Origin of the sequence: Mesorhizobium sp. WSM4989 (assembly GCF_029625795.1) — a bacterium.
Lineage (GTDB): Bacteria > Pseudomonadota > Alphaproteobacteria > Rhizobiales > Rhizobiaceae > Mesorhizobium.
Genome location: NZ_JARTVN010000001.1, coordinates 2,342,200 through 2,356,887 on the forward strand (window position 1 = coordinate 2,342,200; position 14,688 = coordinate 2,356,887).

The window sequence follows — 14,688 nt, forward strand, 5'->3', positions numbered from 1 at the left end:
GCGACGGGCGGGTTCTTGAGTCGTCCCAGGCCGCTGTTGCCAAACTGCCGCTATGCGGGCCTGGCGGGTAACCATGCCACCAAACTAGCCGTTGTCTTCAATTGACACGGACTGTAAATCCCCCTTAACGTTTCGTTAATAAACAAGGGCGGACCCCGGGGGACAATGACTTCCTCACCGATGGCGCGGATGCTGCGTTTGTGTGCAGTCGCAGGGCTGGCGATCTCGGCCCACTGGGCGGTTCCGGCATGGGCTGCCAGCGCTATGACCACCGGCGGCCTGACCTCGCAGCCGATCGGACATTATGATTTCTGCAAGACGCATCCGAGCGAATGCAACATTCGCCCGGCCAATCTCGCGCCGGCCAAGCTGACCGATGCTCTGTGGCGCAAGCTGATCAACGTGACCGCCAAGGTCAACGCCGCCGTCAAGCCGATGAGCGATCTCGACAATTACGGCAAGGACGAGGTCTGGACCTATCCGGACAACGGCTTTGGCGACTGCGAGGACTATGTGCTGGAGAAGCGGCGCCAGCTCTACCGCATGGGCATCTCGCTTGCGGATCTCTTGATCACCGTAGTGCGCAAGCCCGACGGCGAAGGCCATTCCGTGCTGACGGTGCGCACCGATAAGGGTGACTACATCCTCGACAATTTGACCGATAAGGTCCAAGCCTGGGATGAGACCGGCTACCGTTATCTCAAGCGCCAGGCGATCGACAACACCGGCCGCTGGGTGTCGATCCGCGATGGCCAGCAGCTGCTGGTCGGCTCGGTGCAGTAGATCTCGGGACCTACCTTCTCAGCGCCGCACGAATCGACGCGCTGAGGCGGCGCAGCTCCGCCTCGTCCAGCTTCTCGATGCTCTCGGCCAGAAGATTGGCCAGTTCGGTCGCGGCCGGCGACAGGCCCGACGTATCGATCCTGACCCGTGGATGCGAGGTTTCGGCGAGGCGGGCAAGGTCCTCGGCGTCGTCCCAGATGATGTTGAAATAGCCGATGATCTTCTGGATCAGCGTCCAGGTCGGCGCGCCGCGGCGGCCATGCTCGAGCGCCGACAGATAGGCGGCGCTGACGCCGATGGCCTGCGCCATCGCCTTCTGGCTGACGCCGCGCTCGGCGCGCAGCGCCCTTAGCCTTTCGCCGAACGGGGTCACAGTTGCGTCCTCATGGCCGGCATCCTCATGCGCGCGTCCGCCTGAGCCGCACATAGAGCGCGCCCGAGCCGCCATGGTTGCGGGCGGCGTGATCGTGGCTCGAGACCAGGTGCCGGAAAGCCGGGGTCGACAGCCAGTGCGGCACCGAGCGGCGCAGGATGCCGTCGCCGCCGGACGATGAGCCCTTGCCGGTGATGACCAGCACATAGCGGATGCCGCCGGCATGGGCGCGGTGCAGGAAGGTGAGGAGCAGCGAATAGGCCTCGTCCTGCGTCATGCCGTGCAGATCGACTCTGCCCTCGATCGGCAGCCGGCCTTTTTTCAGTTTCTCGTGCGTCTGGTCGTCAAGCGAATGCGCGACGTGCTGCGGCTTCGGCTTGGCGGCAGCGGCGGGAACACCGTTGGCGGGCGTGGGCGCCGGCGCCGGCGTCGGCTCGACAATATCGGGAATCTCGACCGCGGCCTTGCCTTTGAGGGGCCGCGTCGTGCGCGCCACCAGGTTCCAGAGGATGCGATCGTCGTCGCTCAGCGTGTCATGGCGGCGGTTCACGCGTACCCCCTATCGACCAGCCCCGCGCGGAACCAGCGCATAGAAGTCGGCGGCGTTGCGCACGACGCCGGCGATCTCGCCCGCGGCATCGCCCGAGCCGGCGAAGAGATCGCCTCGCGCCGCTCCGGTGATGGCTGAGCCGGTGTCCTGCGCGATCATCAGCCGCCGGAACGGTTTTCCGCCGAAGGCGGTGAGCGTCGGCGCAACAATATAGAAGGGCGTGCCGAAGGTGTGCAGCAGCCGGTCGACGGCGACCGAGCGGCCGGGCGTCAGCGGCACCTTGGCGGCGGCAATGGGACCGAGCTCCGGGTCGTCGACCGGCGCCTCACGAAAGAAGATGTAGGAGCGGTTCTGCCAGAGGATCTCGTCGACCCGCTCAGGATGCGCCTTGAACCAGGCGCGGATCGACTGCATCGTCACTTTTTCCAGCGGGATTTCGCCGGTCTCGCTCAAGATCCTGCCCGGCCCGGTGAAGCGCTGGCCGGATTTTGCGGCATAGGTGACGCGGCAGAGCCGACCATCGGCCATCTTCAGCCGCGCCGCTCCCTGCACATGGATGAAGAAGGCATCGACCTTGTCGGCGAGCCAGGCAATCTCGAGGTTCCGCCCGGACAGCGCGCCGCGCTCGATGGCGCCGCGATCGAAATATTCGACCGGACCTGTCGTCGTCGCGCGCGCGAAGGCGCGATAGGGATCCATTCCGAGGGGGCGATTTTTATCGTCGATGTCGACCAGATCGGCGGGACGGGAGAGCAGCGGCACCGTGAACCGTTCCGTCCTCACCGGCGAGGCCTCGACCTCGGGCTCGTAGAAGCCGGTGACGAGGCCGGCGCCGCCGCTTTCGGCCGCCACCAAAGCCGGAGCGAAATGGCGCTCGAAGAAGGACCGCGCCTCCGACCGGTTCGCCGGCGAAACGGAGCGCGCCTCAGTATAGGCCTCGGCGAAAGCGGCGAACGCGACGCCGAGCGAGCCGGTTCGATAAGGCTTGGTCAGGACGTGGAAAGCCGAACGTTTGAACGCCGCGAAGGCGGCGAGGTGATCATCCTCGTCCCAGCCGGGCAGGTCGCCGAAGGATTTTTCCTTGAATGCCGAAGACAGCGACATGACAGCCGCCACTAGAGCCGGATGATTTCAGGCCGGATCGACCTGAAATCTGAATCCGGCTCCAAATTGAAGAGATGGAGCATGATGGCGTCCGAAAACCGCTCCACACTTTTCGGCATCATGCTCTAGGTCAATCTTCTTCTTCCGTGGCGACCAGCTTCCAGTTCGGATCACGCGACCGGGTATCGCGGAAGAAGGTCCAGACGTCCTTGACCTCGGCGACTTTTTCCGGATCGCCGTCGATGACGGCGCCGACCTTGTCGCGGGTCGCCGAGATCAGCTCGCTGACGATGCGCAGCGTGATATGCGCCTCGGTGCCCTTCATCTCGGCGGCGACGACATCGACCTTGTCGATGCCGACGAAGGAAGACTGGATCTTTTCCGCTTTCGCCTCGCGCTCGCCGATCGCGGCGACGAAGCTGTCATAGACCTCGCGCGACAACAGGTTCTTCAGCGTTTTGCGGTCGCCGTCGGCAAAGGCCATGACGATCATCTCGTAGGCCATCTTGGCGCCGTCGATAAAGGTCTTGGGATCGAAGGACGGATCGTTGTCCTTGATCGCGCGCAGGCCTTTGTTGAGATCGCTGTCCGGCTTGGCGAAAGCGTCGATCGCGGCATAGGTCTCCGCCGCCGGTTCCCCCGGCATGCGCTTGCGCGGCAGCGACACCACATTCTCGGACTTCTGCGCCGCATCCTGCTCGCGCGTGCGGCTTGCCGAATAAGGATCGAAGGGCGGGCGTTCGTTTCCGGTGCGACGGCCCAGCACGTTGCGAAGCTGGAAGAAGATCACAACCGCCGCAATCAAAAAGAAAATCGTGCCGAAGTCGAAGAAACCCATATCTTCCGCCAATTCGATCCCTGTCCAGGCCGGACCACCAGAGCCCCTAGAATGGCGGCGGTCGCATAGCGTTCATTACCCAAAGCATATAGAACGGCGGGCGCAATCATTCAAATCAAAGCCAGCCATACCTATCTAAAGGTCCCAGTGCCAGCGGCGATTTCCCGCGAGGCCCGCAAAAGAAGAAAGCGACCGGTCTCAATTTGCGCATTTCGTTCATTCCCCTGTTCCTGCTCCTGCTGCCGCTTCTGGAGATCGCCGGCTTCGTCATCGTCGGCCGTGAAGTCGGCGCTTTGGCGACGATCGGGCTCGTCATCCTCTCCACCATTGCCGGCAGCCTCCTGCTTCGGCACCAGGGATTCGGCGTGATGGCGCGGGTGCGGACGGAAATGGATGCCGGGCGCGATCCAAGCCGCCAACTCGCGCATGGCGCGATGATCGTGCTGGCGGCACTCCTGCTCATCATTCCGGGCTTCATCACCGACATTGTCGCCATCCTGCTGCTCCTGCCGCCGGTGCGCGATCTTGCCTGGCGCCTGCTCAAGAACCGCATCGTGATGGCGACCAGCTTCAGCAGCGGCTTTTCGGCCCGCCGCCGCGACAGGGTCATCGATCTCGATGACAGCGACTTTTCGCGCCAGGACGACTACAAGCGCGGGCCGGATCACAATTCCCCTTGGCGGCGGCTGAAAGACGACTAGCTCTCTTCAGGGTCCGCTCGAATAGCTGTCTCATGCGCGCCGTCGCCCCGAAACGGCTGCGCAGTTTCAGGCGGCGCGCAAAACTTGTCTTGTCCTGCCGAGCATGATAGCGAACCCCCGATTTCAATCCGGTCAGCAATGCTGCCCAGGCAAAAGGACAAAGGCTAATGGCCAGCAATGATGATGCCGCGGCAGCCGCCGCCAATGGCAACGGCAAACAGGAACAGCCCTCGCTCAACGTGCTTGCGCAATATGTGAAGGACCTGTCCTTCGAAAGCCCCGGCGCGCCGAATTCGCTGCGCGGCCGCGACAAGGCCCCGGGCATCGCCATCAATGTCAACGTCAACGCCAACCCGCTTTCGGACAAGCAGTTCGACGTCAATCTGACATTGAATGCCAAGGCCTCCTTCGACCAGGAAGTGCTGTTCAACGTCGAACTGGTCTATGGCGGCGTCTTCGCCATCAGCGGCTTCCCGCAGGAGCACATGCTGCCGATCCTGTTCATCGAATGCCCGCGGCTGCTCTTCCCCTTCGCGCGCCAGATCATCGCGGACGCCACCCGCAACGGCGGCTTCCCGCCGCTGATGCTCGACCCGATCGATTTCGCGCAGATGTTCCAGCAGCGCATCGCCGAGGACCAGGCCGCCAGCAAGGTCCAGGTGAGCTGAGGAGGCTCGCCACCCATCGTATCGAGAGCCCGGCTTCGCGCCGGGCTTTTTCTTGAGACGTCTGGATTAGCGACGACATTCGTTAGGTCGTCATTCTGGGCCGAGCAAGGAGCGGAGCGACGTTAGAACATATGCCGTGACGCTAAGGCGCTGCTGCGATTACAGAATTCTGCACCGTTGCGCTCCGCGGCAAGGGTCACGGCATGGATACTCGGGTCAAGCCCGGGTATGATGAAGGGATGGCGGTTCGGCCAATCGCGTCGGTTGGCGCCGGAGCGCCCCGCTCACCCTGCGGCCACCACCTTCAGCCACAACGCCTTTTCGCCGAGCGTGCCGACCAGCCCGGCATGCGCCGCCCGATCCGCCTCGGTGAGGCGCGGCGGCAGCGCGATCGGCCTTGCGCCGATCGAAATGTCGATATCGGCGACTTCGCCGCTGCCGTTCACCTGCACGGCCACGGTTTCCAGGACCAGTGCCGCCTGCTTGCCGCCGATGAGCTCGATATAGACCTCGGCCAGCAATTCGGAGTCGAGAAGCGCCCCGTGCTTGGTGCGGCGGGTGTTGTCGATGCCGTAGCGGCGGCAAAGCGCGTCCAGCGAGTTCGGACCCATCGGATGCTTGCGGCGCGCGATCGCCAGCGTGTCGACGATGCGGCCGGGATCGATGGCCGGATGACCGAGCCGGCTGTATTCGAGGTTCAGGAAGCCAAGGTCGAAAGTGGCGTTGTGGGCGATCAGCTTGGCGCCGTCGGTGAAGGCCAGCCATTCCTCGGCGATTTCGGCGAAGGTCGGCTTGCCGGCCAGATCCGCCGCGCTGATGCCATGCACGGCCTGCGCCTCGGCGTGAATGGCGCGGCCTTGCGGATTGATGAACTTGTGGAAGGTGCGGCCGGTCGGGAAACGGTTGACCAGCTCGACGCCGCCGAGCTCGATGATGCGGTCGTCGCGCAAATCGAGGCCGGTGGTTTCGGTATCGAAGATGATCTCACGCATTCGAATCAATCCGCTCTAAAGAGCAGAATCACAAACCGGAACAAAATGGCAATGGGGACTGCTGACAGCGGCCGTCAGGAAGCGTTTTTGCCGGACTTATCCCCGGTCAATTCGCTGACGATGGCTGCCACCGCCGCACGTGCGGCATCAAAACCCTGGCCGGTGTCGACGATGAAATCCGCCTGACGGCGTTTCTCGGCGTCAGGCACCTGCTTGGCGAGGATGGAAGCGAATTTATCTTCGCTCATCCCGGGCCTGGCGAGCACGCGGGCGCGCTGGATCTCGGCCGGCGCGGTGACGACCACGACCTTGTCGACGCGATTGCGGCCGCCGGTCTCGAACAGCAGCGGAATGTCGAGCACCGCAATCGGCGCCCCGGCCGCACGATGCCGAGCCAAAAATGCATCGGCGTCGGCCCGTACCAGCGGATGGATGATCGCCTCCAGCTTTTTCAGCGCGGCGGGATCGCCCAGCACTGTCTCGGCCAGCCTTGCGCGATCGACCACGCCCGCTTTTGTCGTGCCGGGAAAGGCTCGTTCGACCAGGGGTGCTGCCTTGCCGGCATAGAGGCGATGCACGGTCTCGTCGGAATCATGCACCGGAACGCCGGCCTCGGCGAACATCTTTGCCGTGGTCGACTTGCCCATCCCGATCGATCCGGTGAGGCCGAGCACGATCATGTCAATGCGCTTCGATGTCGGCGACGATCATGCGCCGCAATTGCGGCGTCACCTGCGGCCGCTTGCCGAACCAGCGCTCGAAGCCGGGCACGGCCTGGTGCAGCAGCATGCCGAGGCCATCGACCGTCTTCAGGCCGCGCGCCCTGGCGGCAGCAAGCAGCGGCGTCTCCAGCGGTACATAGACGATGTCGGTGACGATGGCATGGCCGGGCAGACCGGCCGGATCGGCGGCGAGGGTCTCGTTGCCATGCATGCCGAGCGCGGTGGTGTTGATGAGCAGGCCGGCGTCGGAAAGCAATTCGCCGACCGCGCCGGCGCCATGCGCCGAAACCCCGGCGCCGAACCGGTCGGCGAGTTCCTCAGCCCTTGCCAGCGTACGGTTGACGATGCGGATGTCGTTGAGACCTCGGTCCTTCAGGGCGTAGATGACGGCGCGGGAGGCACCGCCCGCGCCCAGCACCACGGCCGGACCATTCGCCGCCCAGCCGGGGGCGTGTTCATCGAGATTGCCGGCAAAGCCGAGAGCGTCGGTATTGCCGCCCCACAGCACGCCGTCTTCCAGCCACAGCGTGTTGACCGCGCCGATGGCTTCGGCGGCCTCGTCGCGGCGTTCGACCAAGGCGTAGGCTGCTTCCTTGTGCGGGATGGTGACATTGCCGCCGCAATAGCCATTCTCGTCCAGCGATTTCAGGAATGCTGCGAAATCCTCCGGCCGAACGTCGATAGCCTGGTAGCTGCCGTCGATGCCGTATTCCTCCAGCCAGTGGCGGTGGATCTTGGGCGAGCGCGAATGCGCGATCGGGTGGCCGGTGACGAAGGCCCGCTTCTCAACCATCGATCGCTCCCAATGCGCGCAGCTCCTTCAGCACCGGCAACAGCGGCAGGCCGACGATGGTGAAATAGTCGCCCTCGATCCTTTCGAAGAGCTGGATGCCCTCGGCCTCGATCTGGTAGGCGCCGACACTCGCCAGCGCCTTGGCGCCGACGCGCGCCAGGTGGCGGCCGATGAAGGCGGGATCGAGCTTGCGCATGGTGAGGCTGGCGATGCCGACATGGCGCCACAGCACTTCGCCATCGCGGCAGAGCACGGCGGCGCTGTTCAGCTGATGGGTCTTGCCCGACAAGGCCAGGAGATGCCTCCGCGCCCCTTCCATATCGGCCGGCTTGTGGAAGATTTCGTCGCCAAGCGACAGCGTCTGGTCGCAACCGAGCACCAGCGCGCCCGGCCGGCGCTCGCTGACCTCGGTCGCCTTGGCTTCGGCAAGGATCGAAGCGACATCCTCGGGAGACACGCCGCTGTCCTGCAAGGGCGCCTCGAGCGCGCGCTCGTCGACGTCTGCCGGCACCGCCTCGATGTCGAGCCCGGCATTGATAAGCATTGCCTTGCGGAACGGGCTGCCCGAAGCGAGGACGATTTTGCCGGCCATACTGGTTCACCAACGGTTGCGATCCGTCCAGCGCCCGTCACCCGTCTCGGCGCTATGCGCCGAGCCACCTTCTCTCAGGACGGAATGCTCACTTATATCGCCTGCCCTAGCGCGTCTTGCCCCGCAGGGCAACGATCGCCGCCGCGGTTTCCTCGATCGAGCGCCGGCTGACGTCGATCATCGGCCAGCCATGCCTGGTGCAGAGCTGACGCGCGTAGGCGAGCTCCTCGGCGATGGCGGCGCGGTCGACATAGTCGGTCGGCACGTAGTTGTTGCTGTTGCCGAGGATGCGGTTCTGGCGAACATGCGAGATGCGCTCGGCCGTGGCGACGAGGCCGACGATCAGCGGCGTCCTGGCGTTGATCAGGCTTTCCGGCAGCGGCACGCCGAGCACGATCGGAATGTTGGCGGTCTTGATTCCGCGATTGGCGAGATAGATGCTCGTCGGCGTCTTGGAGGTGCGCGAGATGCCGATCAGCACGACATCGGCATCGTCCATGTTGGCCGGCAACTGGCCGTCGTCATGCTCCATGGTGAAGTTCAGCGCATCGATGCGGCGGAAATATTCGGCGTCGAGCACATGCTGGGCGCCGACGCGCCGACCGGCCGGCGTGCCGAGATAGGACTGGAAGACGCTGAGCACGGGCTCCAGCACCGAAACGCAAGGCAGGCCCATGGCGGCGCAGCGCTCGTCGATGCTGCGCGCGAGCTTCTGGTCGACCACGGTGTAGAGAATGATGCCGGGCTCCTCCTCGATATCCTCGAACACCTTGGCGACCTGCTTTTCCGTGCGGATCAGCGGATAAATATGCTCGATGGCGCGTGCGTCCTTATATTGGGCGGAGGCGGCGCGGCCTGCCGCCAGCAGCGTCTCGCCGGTGGCGTCGGAAATCAGATGCAGATGGAAGAAGCTCTGGGGTTTGTTCACAAGAGTTGGTTCCAGACTGTGGGCAGATGTGGACAAGGTTGGACAGAAAGGTCGTGACGTCGAAGGCGACTGTATCAGATGCCACCTTGTCCACAATTCGCCCCGCTGTAGGCTTTGTCGGCGCGCTGGGGACAAAACCGGGGATCAACTTTTCTTGGCCGATATCATCCACAGCTCGAGGTCCGCAGCAGAAGAGCCAAGGCGCTGACTCGAAAGCCTGAATCCAGTTCGTCCCCAGATCGCTCCAAATTGAGAAAGCGGCTGCGCGACAATATGCTGACTGGCCTTTTCGAGCGGCAGGCGGGACAGGTCGCAACCACCACAACCAACAGACTCTTAGAATCAGAAGACTCTTTTAAAATAGATATTTGATTTAAGAGACCTGGAGAGGGCGAGCACTGGATGGCTGGGAAACGGATCGTGCTGGACGTCCTCAAGGGCGAGACGGTTTCACCGCCGCCGCTCTGGATGATGCGTCAGGCAGGGCGTTATCTGCCGGAGTATCGCGAGACCCGGAAGCGGGCCGGTTCTTTCCTCGATCTCTGCTATGATCCGGATCTTGCCGTCGAGGTGACGCTGCAGCCGATCGAGCGCTTCGGCTTCGATGCTTCGATCCTGTTCTCCGATATCCTGGTTGTGCCCGATGCGCTGGGACGAGATGTCCGCTTCGAAGAGGGATACGGGCCGATCCTCAAGCCGATTGCGGCAGCCGAAATCGAGGGCCTGGACGGCGAAACGTTTCACGTGAATCTCGAACCGGTCTACGAAACCGTCCGCCGTCTGCGTGAGAAGCTTCCGGTGGAAACGACCTTGATCGGCTTCTGCGGCGCGCCGTGGACGGTGGCGACCTATATGATTGCCGGCCACGGCACGCCGGATCAGGGACCGGCCAGGCTTTTTGCCTATCGCGAGCCGGAGGCCCTTGCGCGGCTCCTGAAGATACTGGCCGATCATTCGGCCGCCTATCTCATCCGCCAGATCGAGGCCGGCGCCGATGTGGTGCAGATTTTCGACTCCTGGTCGGGTGTTCTCGATGAAGCGTCCTTTGAGGCGTTTTGCATCGAGCCCGTTGCGGAGATTGTCCGGCAAGTGAAGGCCGCGCGTCCGGATGTTCCGGTGATCGGGTTCCCCAAGGGCGCCGGCGAGCGCTATCGCGATTACAGGAAGAAGACCGGGATCACCGGTCTCGGGATCGACTGGACCGTGCCGCTGTCGATGGCGCAGGAATTGCAACGCGAAGGCGCGGTGCAGGGCAATCTCGATCCGCTTCGCCTGGTTGCCGGCGGCAGGGCGCTGGCCGACGGCGTCGATGCCATCCTTAGCACGCTGGGCAACGGGCCGCTGATCTTCAATCTCGGCCACGGCATCACGCCGGAAACGCCGGTGGCGCATGTCGAGGCTATGGTGAAAATGGTGCGGAGCCATCGATGACCGAGACGACCAACGAGAACAGCGCCGGCCAGGCGATGAAGCGCATGTTGATCGGCATCGTCCTGCTGGTCGTCCTGACCGCCCTGCTCTTCCTTGTGGCCCCGGACAGCTTCTATCCCTGGGCGAAGGCAATCCATGTGATTGCCGTCATCGCCTGGATGGCCGGGATGCTCTATCTGCCCCGGCTCTTCGTCTATCATGTCGACGCCGAGAAAGGCTCCGTGCAGTCCGAGACCTTCAAGGTGATGGAGCGCCGGCTGCTGCGCGCCATCATCAACCCGGCGATGACCGTGACCTGGGTGTTCGGGCTTTGGCTCGCCTGGAAGGGCTTCGGTTTCCAGGGCGGCTGGCTGCACGCCAAGATCCTCGCCGTGCTGCTGCTTTCGGGTCTGCATGGCTATCTCGCCGGCGCGGTGAGAAAATTTGCCGAGGACAAGAACGAAAAGCCGGCGAGGCACTGGCGGATCGTCAATGAACTCCCCACATTGCTGATGATCGTCATCGTCATCCTGGTCATCGTGAAGCCGTTCTGAGGCTTCCCCACACCCGGCAAAAGGCGGCTTGCTCTTTCAGGCGACCGACGATAAAAGACGGGTCTTCCTTCCCGTCATGCGCCGCCCCTTTCTCGCTTTCGGCCGCGCCCGGCATTTGTCGCATCCAGCCGATTTTTTCTCCCCAAAGCCTACCCAGAGTCCATCTAATGCAAGAAATGAAACTCGCAGAGTTCAAGAATAAGAAGCCGCCGGAGCTGATCGCTTACGCCGAATCGCTCGAGGTGGAGAACGCCAGCGTCATGCGCAAGCAGGAGCTGATGTTCGCGATCCTGAAGAAGCTCGCCATCCAGGATGTCGAGATCATCGGCGAAGGCGTGGTCGAGGTACTGCAGGACGGTTTCGGCTTCCTGCGCTCGGCCAACGCCAATTACCTGCCAGGTCCCGACGATATCTATATTTCACCGTCGCAGATCAGGCGCTTTTCGCTGAAGACCGGCGACACGGTCGAAGGGCCGATCCGCAGCCCGAAGGAAGGCGAGCGTTATTTCGCGCTGCTCAAGGTCAACACCATCAATTTCGATGATCCGGAGAAGATCCGGCACAAGATCCACTTCGACAATCTGACGCCGCTCTACCCGACCTCGCGGCTGAAGATGGAGGTCGACAATCCCCCGACCAAGGACATCTCGCCGCGTGTGATCGACCTGGTGGCGCCGATCGGCAAGGGCCAGCGCGCGCTGATCAACGCTCAGCCGCGCACCGGTAAGACGGTGCTGTTGCAGAACATCGCGCACTCGATCACCGCGAACCATCCGGAATGCTACCTGATCGTTCTTCTGATCGACGAGCGTCCGGAGGAAGTCACCGACATGCAGCGCTCGGTCAAGGGCGAAGTCATTTCCTCGACCTTCGACGAACCGGCAGCGCGCCATGTGCAGGTCGCCGAAATGGTGATCGAGAAGGCCAAGCGCCTGGTCGAGCATGGGCGCGATGTCGTCATCCTGCTCGATTCGATCACCCGCCTCGGACGCGCCTACAACACCGTGGTGCCGTCATCCGGCAAGGTGTTGACCGGCGGTGTCGACGCCAACGCGCTGCAGCGTCCGAAGCGCTTCTTCGGCGCCGCCCGCAACATTGAGGAAGGCGGGTCGCTGACCATCATCGCCACCGCGCTGATCGACACCGGCAGCCGCATGGACGAAGTCATTTTCGAAGAGTTCAAGGGCACCGGTAACTGTGAAATTCAGCTCGACCGCAAGGTGGCCGACAAACGCATCTACCCGGCGATCGACATCCTCAAGTCCGGGACCCGCAAGGAGGACCTTCTGGTGCCGCGTTCGGATCTGCAGAAGATCTTCGTGCTGCGCCGGATCCTTGCGCCGATGGGAACGACCGATGCGATCGAATTCCTCATCGACAAGCTCAAGCAGACCAAGACCAACGCGGATTTCTTCGATTCGATGAATACCTGATCGGGCGCCGAGGGACCGGTCCTTTCTTCGGCATACAAGGCGGAGCAAGGAGCGAGGCGACGCTGCGCAGAACCCTAAGTCCATGCCGTTGTTTTTTGAGCTTTGCGGCGGTGCAGAATTCCGCACCGCCGCATTCGTCGGAAGCGCCGCGACATAGATCCTGGGTGCCGCAACAGCTTCTCCAGCTCGCCCGCATCCGTAACCGCCGGCAGGCATGTCTGTCCGCTGCAGAACCAGGCTCCCGGCTTATCCGTCGGCGGCAGCACGCCGCCCGGCAAAAGCGGTTGATTCGCTTCCGTACCGATGGGCAGTACGACATCGACCCGGCGTGGATCGGAACTCCGATTCGCCACCGGAACAAGGCTTGAGGAATCAAGCTTGTCTATGATGACGAGCTTCAGCGGTTCGAGCGCCAGCGCGCACGCGTTGATGATGCCGGCCTGGCCGTAGGCTTGCTGCGCGGCGCGACCCATGGCGTGTTCGGCTGTCGTCCATGCCTTTGCCCAAAGATCGTGATCGCCGGTAAGGGACGAGAGCCGGACCAGCGCCTCGACGATCTGGCCGGTGGCGGAGGGGATTGCCTCATCGACATCGCCGCGGATACGGATCGGCACATCGACGCTGTCGGACGCCGTCAGATAATAGCCGGTCTTTTCAGGATCCTGATGCCAGCGGTCGAGCCGATCGATGAACTGCCGGGCATGGTCCATATAGGCAGAACTGCCGGTTGCCTCGAACAGCGCGATCGCCGCGTTGGTCATGGCGGCATAGTCGCTCGACAGCGCCGGGAAAAGCTTCTTGTCGCCGAGCATCGAATGCGGCAGGCGGCCGTCCTTGCTGGCTTCGATGATGTGGGCGAAGGCCTTGACGGCGGCGTCCACCCAGTCGGCTCGCCCGAAGGAGCGGCCCGCTTCCGCGAGGGCCGCAATCATCAATCCGTTCCAATCGGTAAGCGCCTTGGCGTCGCGGCCGGGCCTGACGCGATTTTCTCTGGCAGCTAGCAATTTCGCCTTCAGCGCTGCGAGCTGAGCGTCATCGCTGATCCCCTGGCGCTGCTGTGCCTCGCTGTGGCGGATGATGGGCTTGCCTTCCCAGCCATGCGGAGCGGCGAGCTCGAAATATTGGAAGAAGCGAGCGGAATCAGCACCGAGTGCGGCTTCAACCTCTTCCCCGCTCCAGGTGTAGAACAACCCCTCCGCGCCTTCGCTATCGGCATCGAGGCTGGCGGCGAAGGCGCCGCCCTCGACGCGCATTTCCCGCAGCAGCCAGGCCACGGTTTCCTCGATTCGCTTCCGAAACAACTCATTGCCTGTTGCCGCGAAGGCCCAATTGCACATGCGGATGAGCTGGGCGTTGTCGTAAAGCATCTTCTCGAAATGCGGGACCAGCCATTCGGCATCGGTCGAGTAACGGCTGAGACCGCCGCCGACATGGTCGTAGATGCCGCCGGCGAGCATTTTTTCCAGGCTGATGAGCACGGCGTCGCGATGGGCGGTCTGGCCGTCGCGCAGCCAGGACAGCCACAGACTGTGCATGAAGGGCGCGTTGGGGAATTTCGGCGCGCCGCGCAAGCCGCCGAGATCGGGGTCGATCATGCCCTCGATGCGGCCGGCAAGATCGGCAAGCGTGCCGCGGTCGAGCACCGCCTTTCCCTTCGCGCCGGCCAGCCGCTGCTCGACATGGGTCGTCAGCGCGTCGGCGCTTTGGCCAAGGCTCTCCTGCTTCTCGCGCCAGGCCTTGTCGACCGCCTCCAGCACCTGGACAAAGCCCGGCCGTCCATAGCGCGCCTCGCGCGGAAAATAGGTGCCACCCCAGAAAGGCTTGCCATCGGGCGTGAGGAACATGGTCAGCGGCCAGCCGCCCTGCTCGCCCATGGCATGGAGTGCCGCCATGTAGATCTGGTCGATATCCGGGCGCTCCTCGCGATCGACCTTGATATTGACGAAGAGGCGGTTCATGACGGCGGCGACGGCATCGTTCTCGAAGCTTTCATGGGCCATGACATGGCACCAGTGGCAGGCGGCATAGCCGATGGACAGCAGGATCGGCCGTCCGAGTTCCTTCGCCTCGGCAAGGGCGGCCGGAGACCAGCCCCGCCAATGCACGGGATTGTCGCTGTGCTGCTGCAGATAGGGGCTGGCCTCTTCGGCAAGCAGGTTTCGCGCGGGCAAGGTCACAATGAGCGGCTCGGCTTGGTTGATGAGCAGGCAATTCCGGGAAAGCTACGGCTGACGTCCGGAACGGCGC

The 14,688-nt window shown here is 63.4% G+C and carries 16 protein-coding genes; 6 read left to right on the forward strand and 10 right to left on the reverse strand.

Translation table 11 applies throughout. The annotated features are described in order from the left end of the window. Positions 1–165: 165 nt before the first annotated feature. Positions 166–783 carry a transglutaminase-like cysteine peptidase gene (locus P9217_RS11295; protein WP_278086001.1) on the forward strand — a complete coding sequence of 206 codons (618 nt, stop codon included), beginning with the start codon at positions 166–168 and terminating at the stop codon, positions 781–783. A 10-nt stretch (positions 784–793) separates the two neighbouring features. Here P9217_RS11295 and P9217_RS11300 read toward each other — a convergent pair whose 3' ends face one another. The 4 genes from P9217_RS11300 to P9217_RS11315 form a co-directional block, all read right to left on the reverse strand. After that, complete coding sequence (locus P9217_RS11300; protein ID WP_066991880.1) at positions 794–1,156, reverse strand: helix-turn-helix transcriptional regulator; 363 nt, start codon at positions 1,154–1,156, stop codon at positions 794–796. 25 nt (positions 1,157–1,181) lie between these two features. Beyond that, entirely contained in the window at positions 1,182–1,706 is a 525-nt protein-coding gene (locus P9217_RS11305; RefSeq protein WP_095799549.1) for a Smr/MutS family protein, read from the reverse strand. A 9-nt stretch (positions 1,707–1,715) separates the two neighbouring features. Beyond that, positions 1,716–2,810 carry a murein transglycosylase A gene (locus tag P9217_RS11310; RefSeq protein ID WP_278086000.1) on the reverse strand — a complete coding sequence of 365 codons (1,095 nt, stop codon included), beginning with the start codon at positions 2,808–2,810 and terminating at the stop codon, positions 1,716–1,718. A 130-nt stretch (positions 2,811–2,940) separates the two neighbouring features. Next, a complete protein-coding gene (locus tag P9217_RS11315; RefSeq protein WP_066991466.1) occupies positions 2,941–3,648 on the reverse strand; it encodes a Tim44/TimA family putative adaptor protein in 708 nt (235 codons plus the stop codon). Between the two features lie 203 nt (positions 3,649–3,851). On the opposite strand from P9217_RS11315, the gene P9217_RS11320 reads away from it, so the two are divergent. Continuing rightward, positions 3,852–4,349, forward strand: coding sequence for an FxsA family protein (locus P9217_RS11320; RefSeq protein WP_067323499.1), 498 nt, complete (start codon positions 3,852–3,854; stop codon positions 4,347–4,349). 167 nt (positions 4,350–4,516) lie between these two features. Then, positions 4,517–5,017, forward strand: coding sequence for a protein-export chaperone SecB (gene secB, locus P9217_RS11325; RefSeq protein WP_067323500.1), 501 nt, complete (start codon positions 4,517–4,519; stop codon positions 5,015–5,017). A gap of 284 nt (positions 5,018–5,301) precedes the next feature. Here the strand turns inward: secB and dnaQ are convergent, their stop codons facing one another. The 5 genes from dnaQ to P9217_RS11350 form a co-directional block, all read right to left on the reverse strand. Beyond that, positions 5,302–6,009 (reverse strand): DNA polymerase III subunit epsilon, encoded by a 708-nt coding sequence (gene dnaQ, locus P9217_RS11330; RefSeq protein WP_095825105.1) that lies wholly within the window; start codon positions 6,007–6,009, stop codon positions 5,302–5,304. Between the two features lie 74 nt (positions 6,010–6,083). Next, positions 6,084–6,689: a dephospho-CoA kinase gene (coaE, locus tag P9217_RS11335; RefSeq protein ID WP_127217282.1), complete on the reverse strand. Its 606-nt coding sequence runs from the start codon at positions 6,687–6,689 to the stop codon at positions 6,084–6,086. 1 nt (position 6,690) lies between these two features. Next, the gene (locus P9217_RS11340) at positions 6,691–7,524 is read right to left on the reverse strand and encodes a shikimate dehydrogenase (protein WP_278085999.1); all 834 of its coding nucleotides are present in this window, start codon (positions 7,522–7,524) and stop codon (positions 6,691–6,693) included. Further along, positions 7,517–8,116, reverse strand: coding sequence for a Maf-like protein (locus P9217_RS11345; protein WP_278085998.1), 600 nt, complete (start codon positions 8,114–8,116; stop codon positions 7,517–7,519). Before P9217_RS11345 ends, P9217_RS11340 begins: the two co-directional genes overlap by 8 nt. A 106-nt stretch (positions 8,117–8,222) precedes the next feature. Beyond that, positions 8,223–9,044: a pyruvate, water dikinase regulatory protein gene (locus P9217_RS11350; protein ID WP_067323508.1), complete on the reverse strand. Its 822-nt coding sequence runs from the start codon at positions 9,042–9,044 to the stop codon at positions 8,223–8,225. A 402-nt stretch (positions 9,045–9,446) separates the two neighbouring features. On the opposite strand from P9217_RS11350, the gene hemE reads away from it, so the two are divergent. The 3 genes from hemE (at position 9,447) to rho (ending at position 12,441) form a co-directional block, all read left to right on the forward strand. After that, positions 9,447–10,475 (forward strand): uroporphyrinogen decarboxylase, encoded by a 1,029-nt coding sequence (gene hemE, locus P9217_RS11355; protein ID WP_278085997.1) that lies wholly within the window; start codon positions 9,447–9,449, stop codon positions 10,473–10,475. Beyond that, positions 10,472–11,008 (forward strand): protoporphyrinogen oxidase HemJ, encoded by a 537-nt coding sequence (gene hemJ, locus P9217_RS11360; protein ID WP_066991492.1) that lies wholly within the window; start codon positions 10,472–10,474, stop codon positions 11,006–11,008. The genes hemE and hemJ overlap by 4 nt, the downstream gene beginning before the upstream one ends. A 167-nt stretch (positions 11,009–11,175) precedes the next feature. Continuing rightward, positions 11,176–12,441: a transcription termination factor Rho gene (gene rho / locus P9217_RS11365; protein WP_082953824.1), complete on the forward strand. Its 1,266-nt coding sequence runs from the start codon at positions 11,176–11,178 to the stop codon at positions 12,439–12,441. 74 nt (positions 12,442–12,515) lie between these two features. On the opposite strand, the gene P9217_RS11370 is transcribed toward rho, so the two are convergent. Beyond that, the gene (locus P9217_RS11370) at positions 12,516–14,618 is read right to left on the reverse strand and encodes a thioredoxin domain-containing protein (RefSeq protein ID WP_278085996.1); all 2,103 of its coding nucleotides are present in this window, start codon (positions 14,616–14,618) and stop codon (positions 12,516–12,518) included. Positions 14,619–14,688 lie beyond the last annotated feature (70 nt).

What these genes read in the sequence shown, in the direction of transcription:
- P9217_RS11345 (WP_278085998.1), bottom strand. Translation starts at nt 8,116, where the DNA reads ATGGCCGGCAAAATCGTCCTCGCTTCGGGCAGCCCGTTCCGCAAGGCA.
- P9217_RS11315 (WP_066991466.1), bottom strand. Translation starts at nt 3,648, where the DNA reads ATGGGTTTCTTCGACTTCGGCACGATTTTCTTTTTGATTGCGGCGGTT.
- coaE (WP_127217282.1), bottom strand. Translation starts at nt 6,689, where the DNA reads ATGATCGTGCTCGGCCTCACCGGATCGATCGGGATGGGCAAGTCGACC.
- P9217_RS11295 (WP_278086001.1), top strand. Translation starts at nt 166, where the DNA reads ATGACTTCCTCACCGATGGCGCGGATGCTGCGTTTGTGTGCAGTCGCA.
- hemJ (WP_066991492.1), top strand. Translation starts at nt 10,472, where the DNA reads ATGACCGAGACGACCAACGAGAACAGCGCCGGCCAGGCGATGAAGCGC.
- dnaQ (WP_095825105.1), bottom strand. Translation starts at nt 6,009, where the DNA reads ATGCGTGAGATCATCTTCGATACCGAAACCACCGGCCTCGATTTGCGC.
- rho (WP_082953824.1), top strand. Translation starts at nt 11,176, where the DNA reads ATGCAAGAAATGAAACTCGCAGAGTTCAAGAATAAGAAGCCGCCGGAG.
- P9217_RS11340 (WP_278085999.1), bottom strand. Translation starts at nt 7,524, where the DNA reads ATGGTTGAGAAGCGGGCCTTCGTCACCGGCCACCCGATCGCGCATTCG.
- P9217_RS11310 (WP_278086000.1), bottom strand. Translation starts at nt 2,810, where the DNA reads ATGTCGCTGTCTTCGGCATTCAAGGAAAAATCCTTCGGCGACCTGCCC.
- secB (WP_067323500.1), top strand. Translation starts at nt 4,517, where the DNA reads ATGGCCAGCAATGATGATGCCGCGGCAGCCGCCGCCAATGGCAACGGC.
- hemE (WP_278085997.1), top strand. Translation starts at nt 9,447, where the DNA reads ATGGCTGGGAAACGGATCGTGCTGGACGTCCTCAAGGGCGAGACGGTT.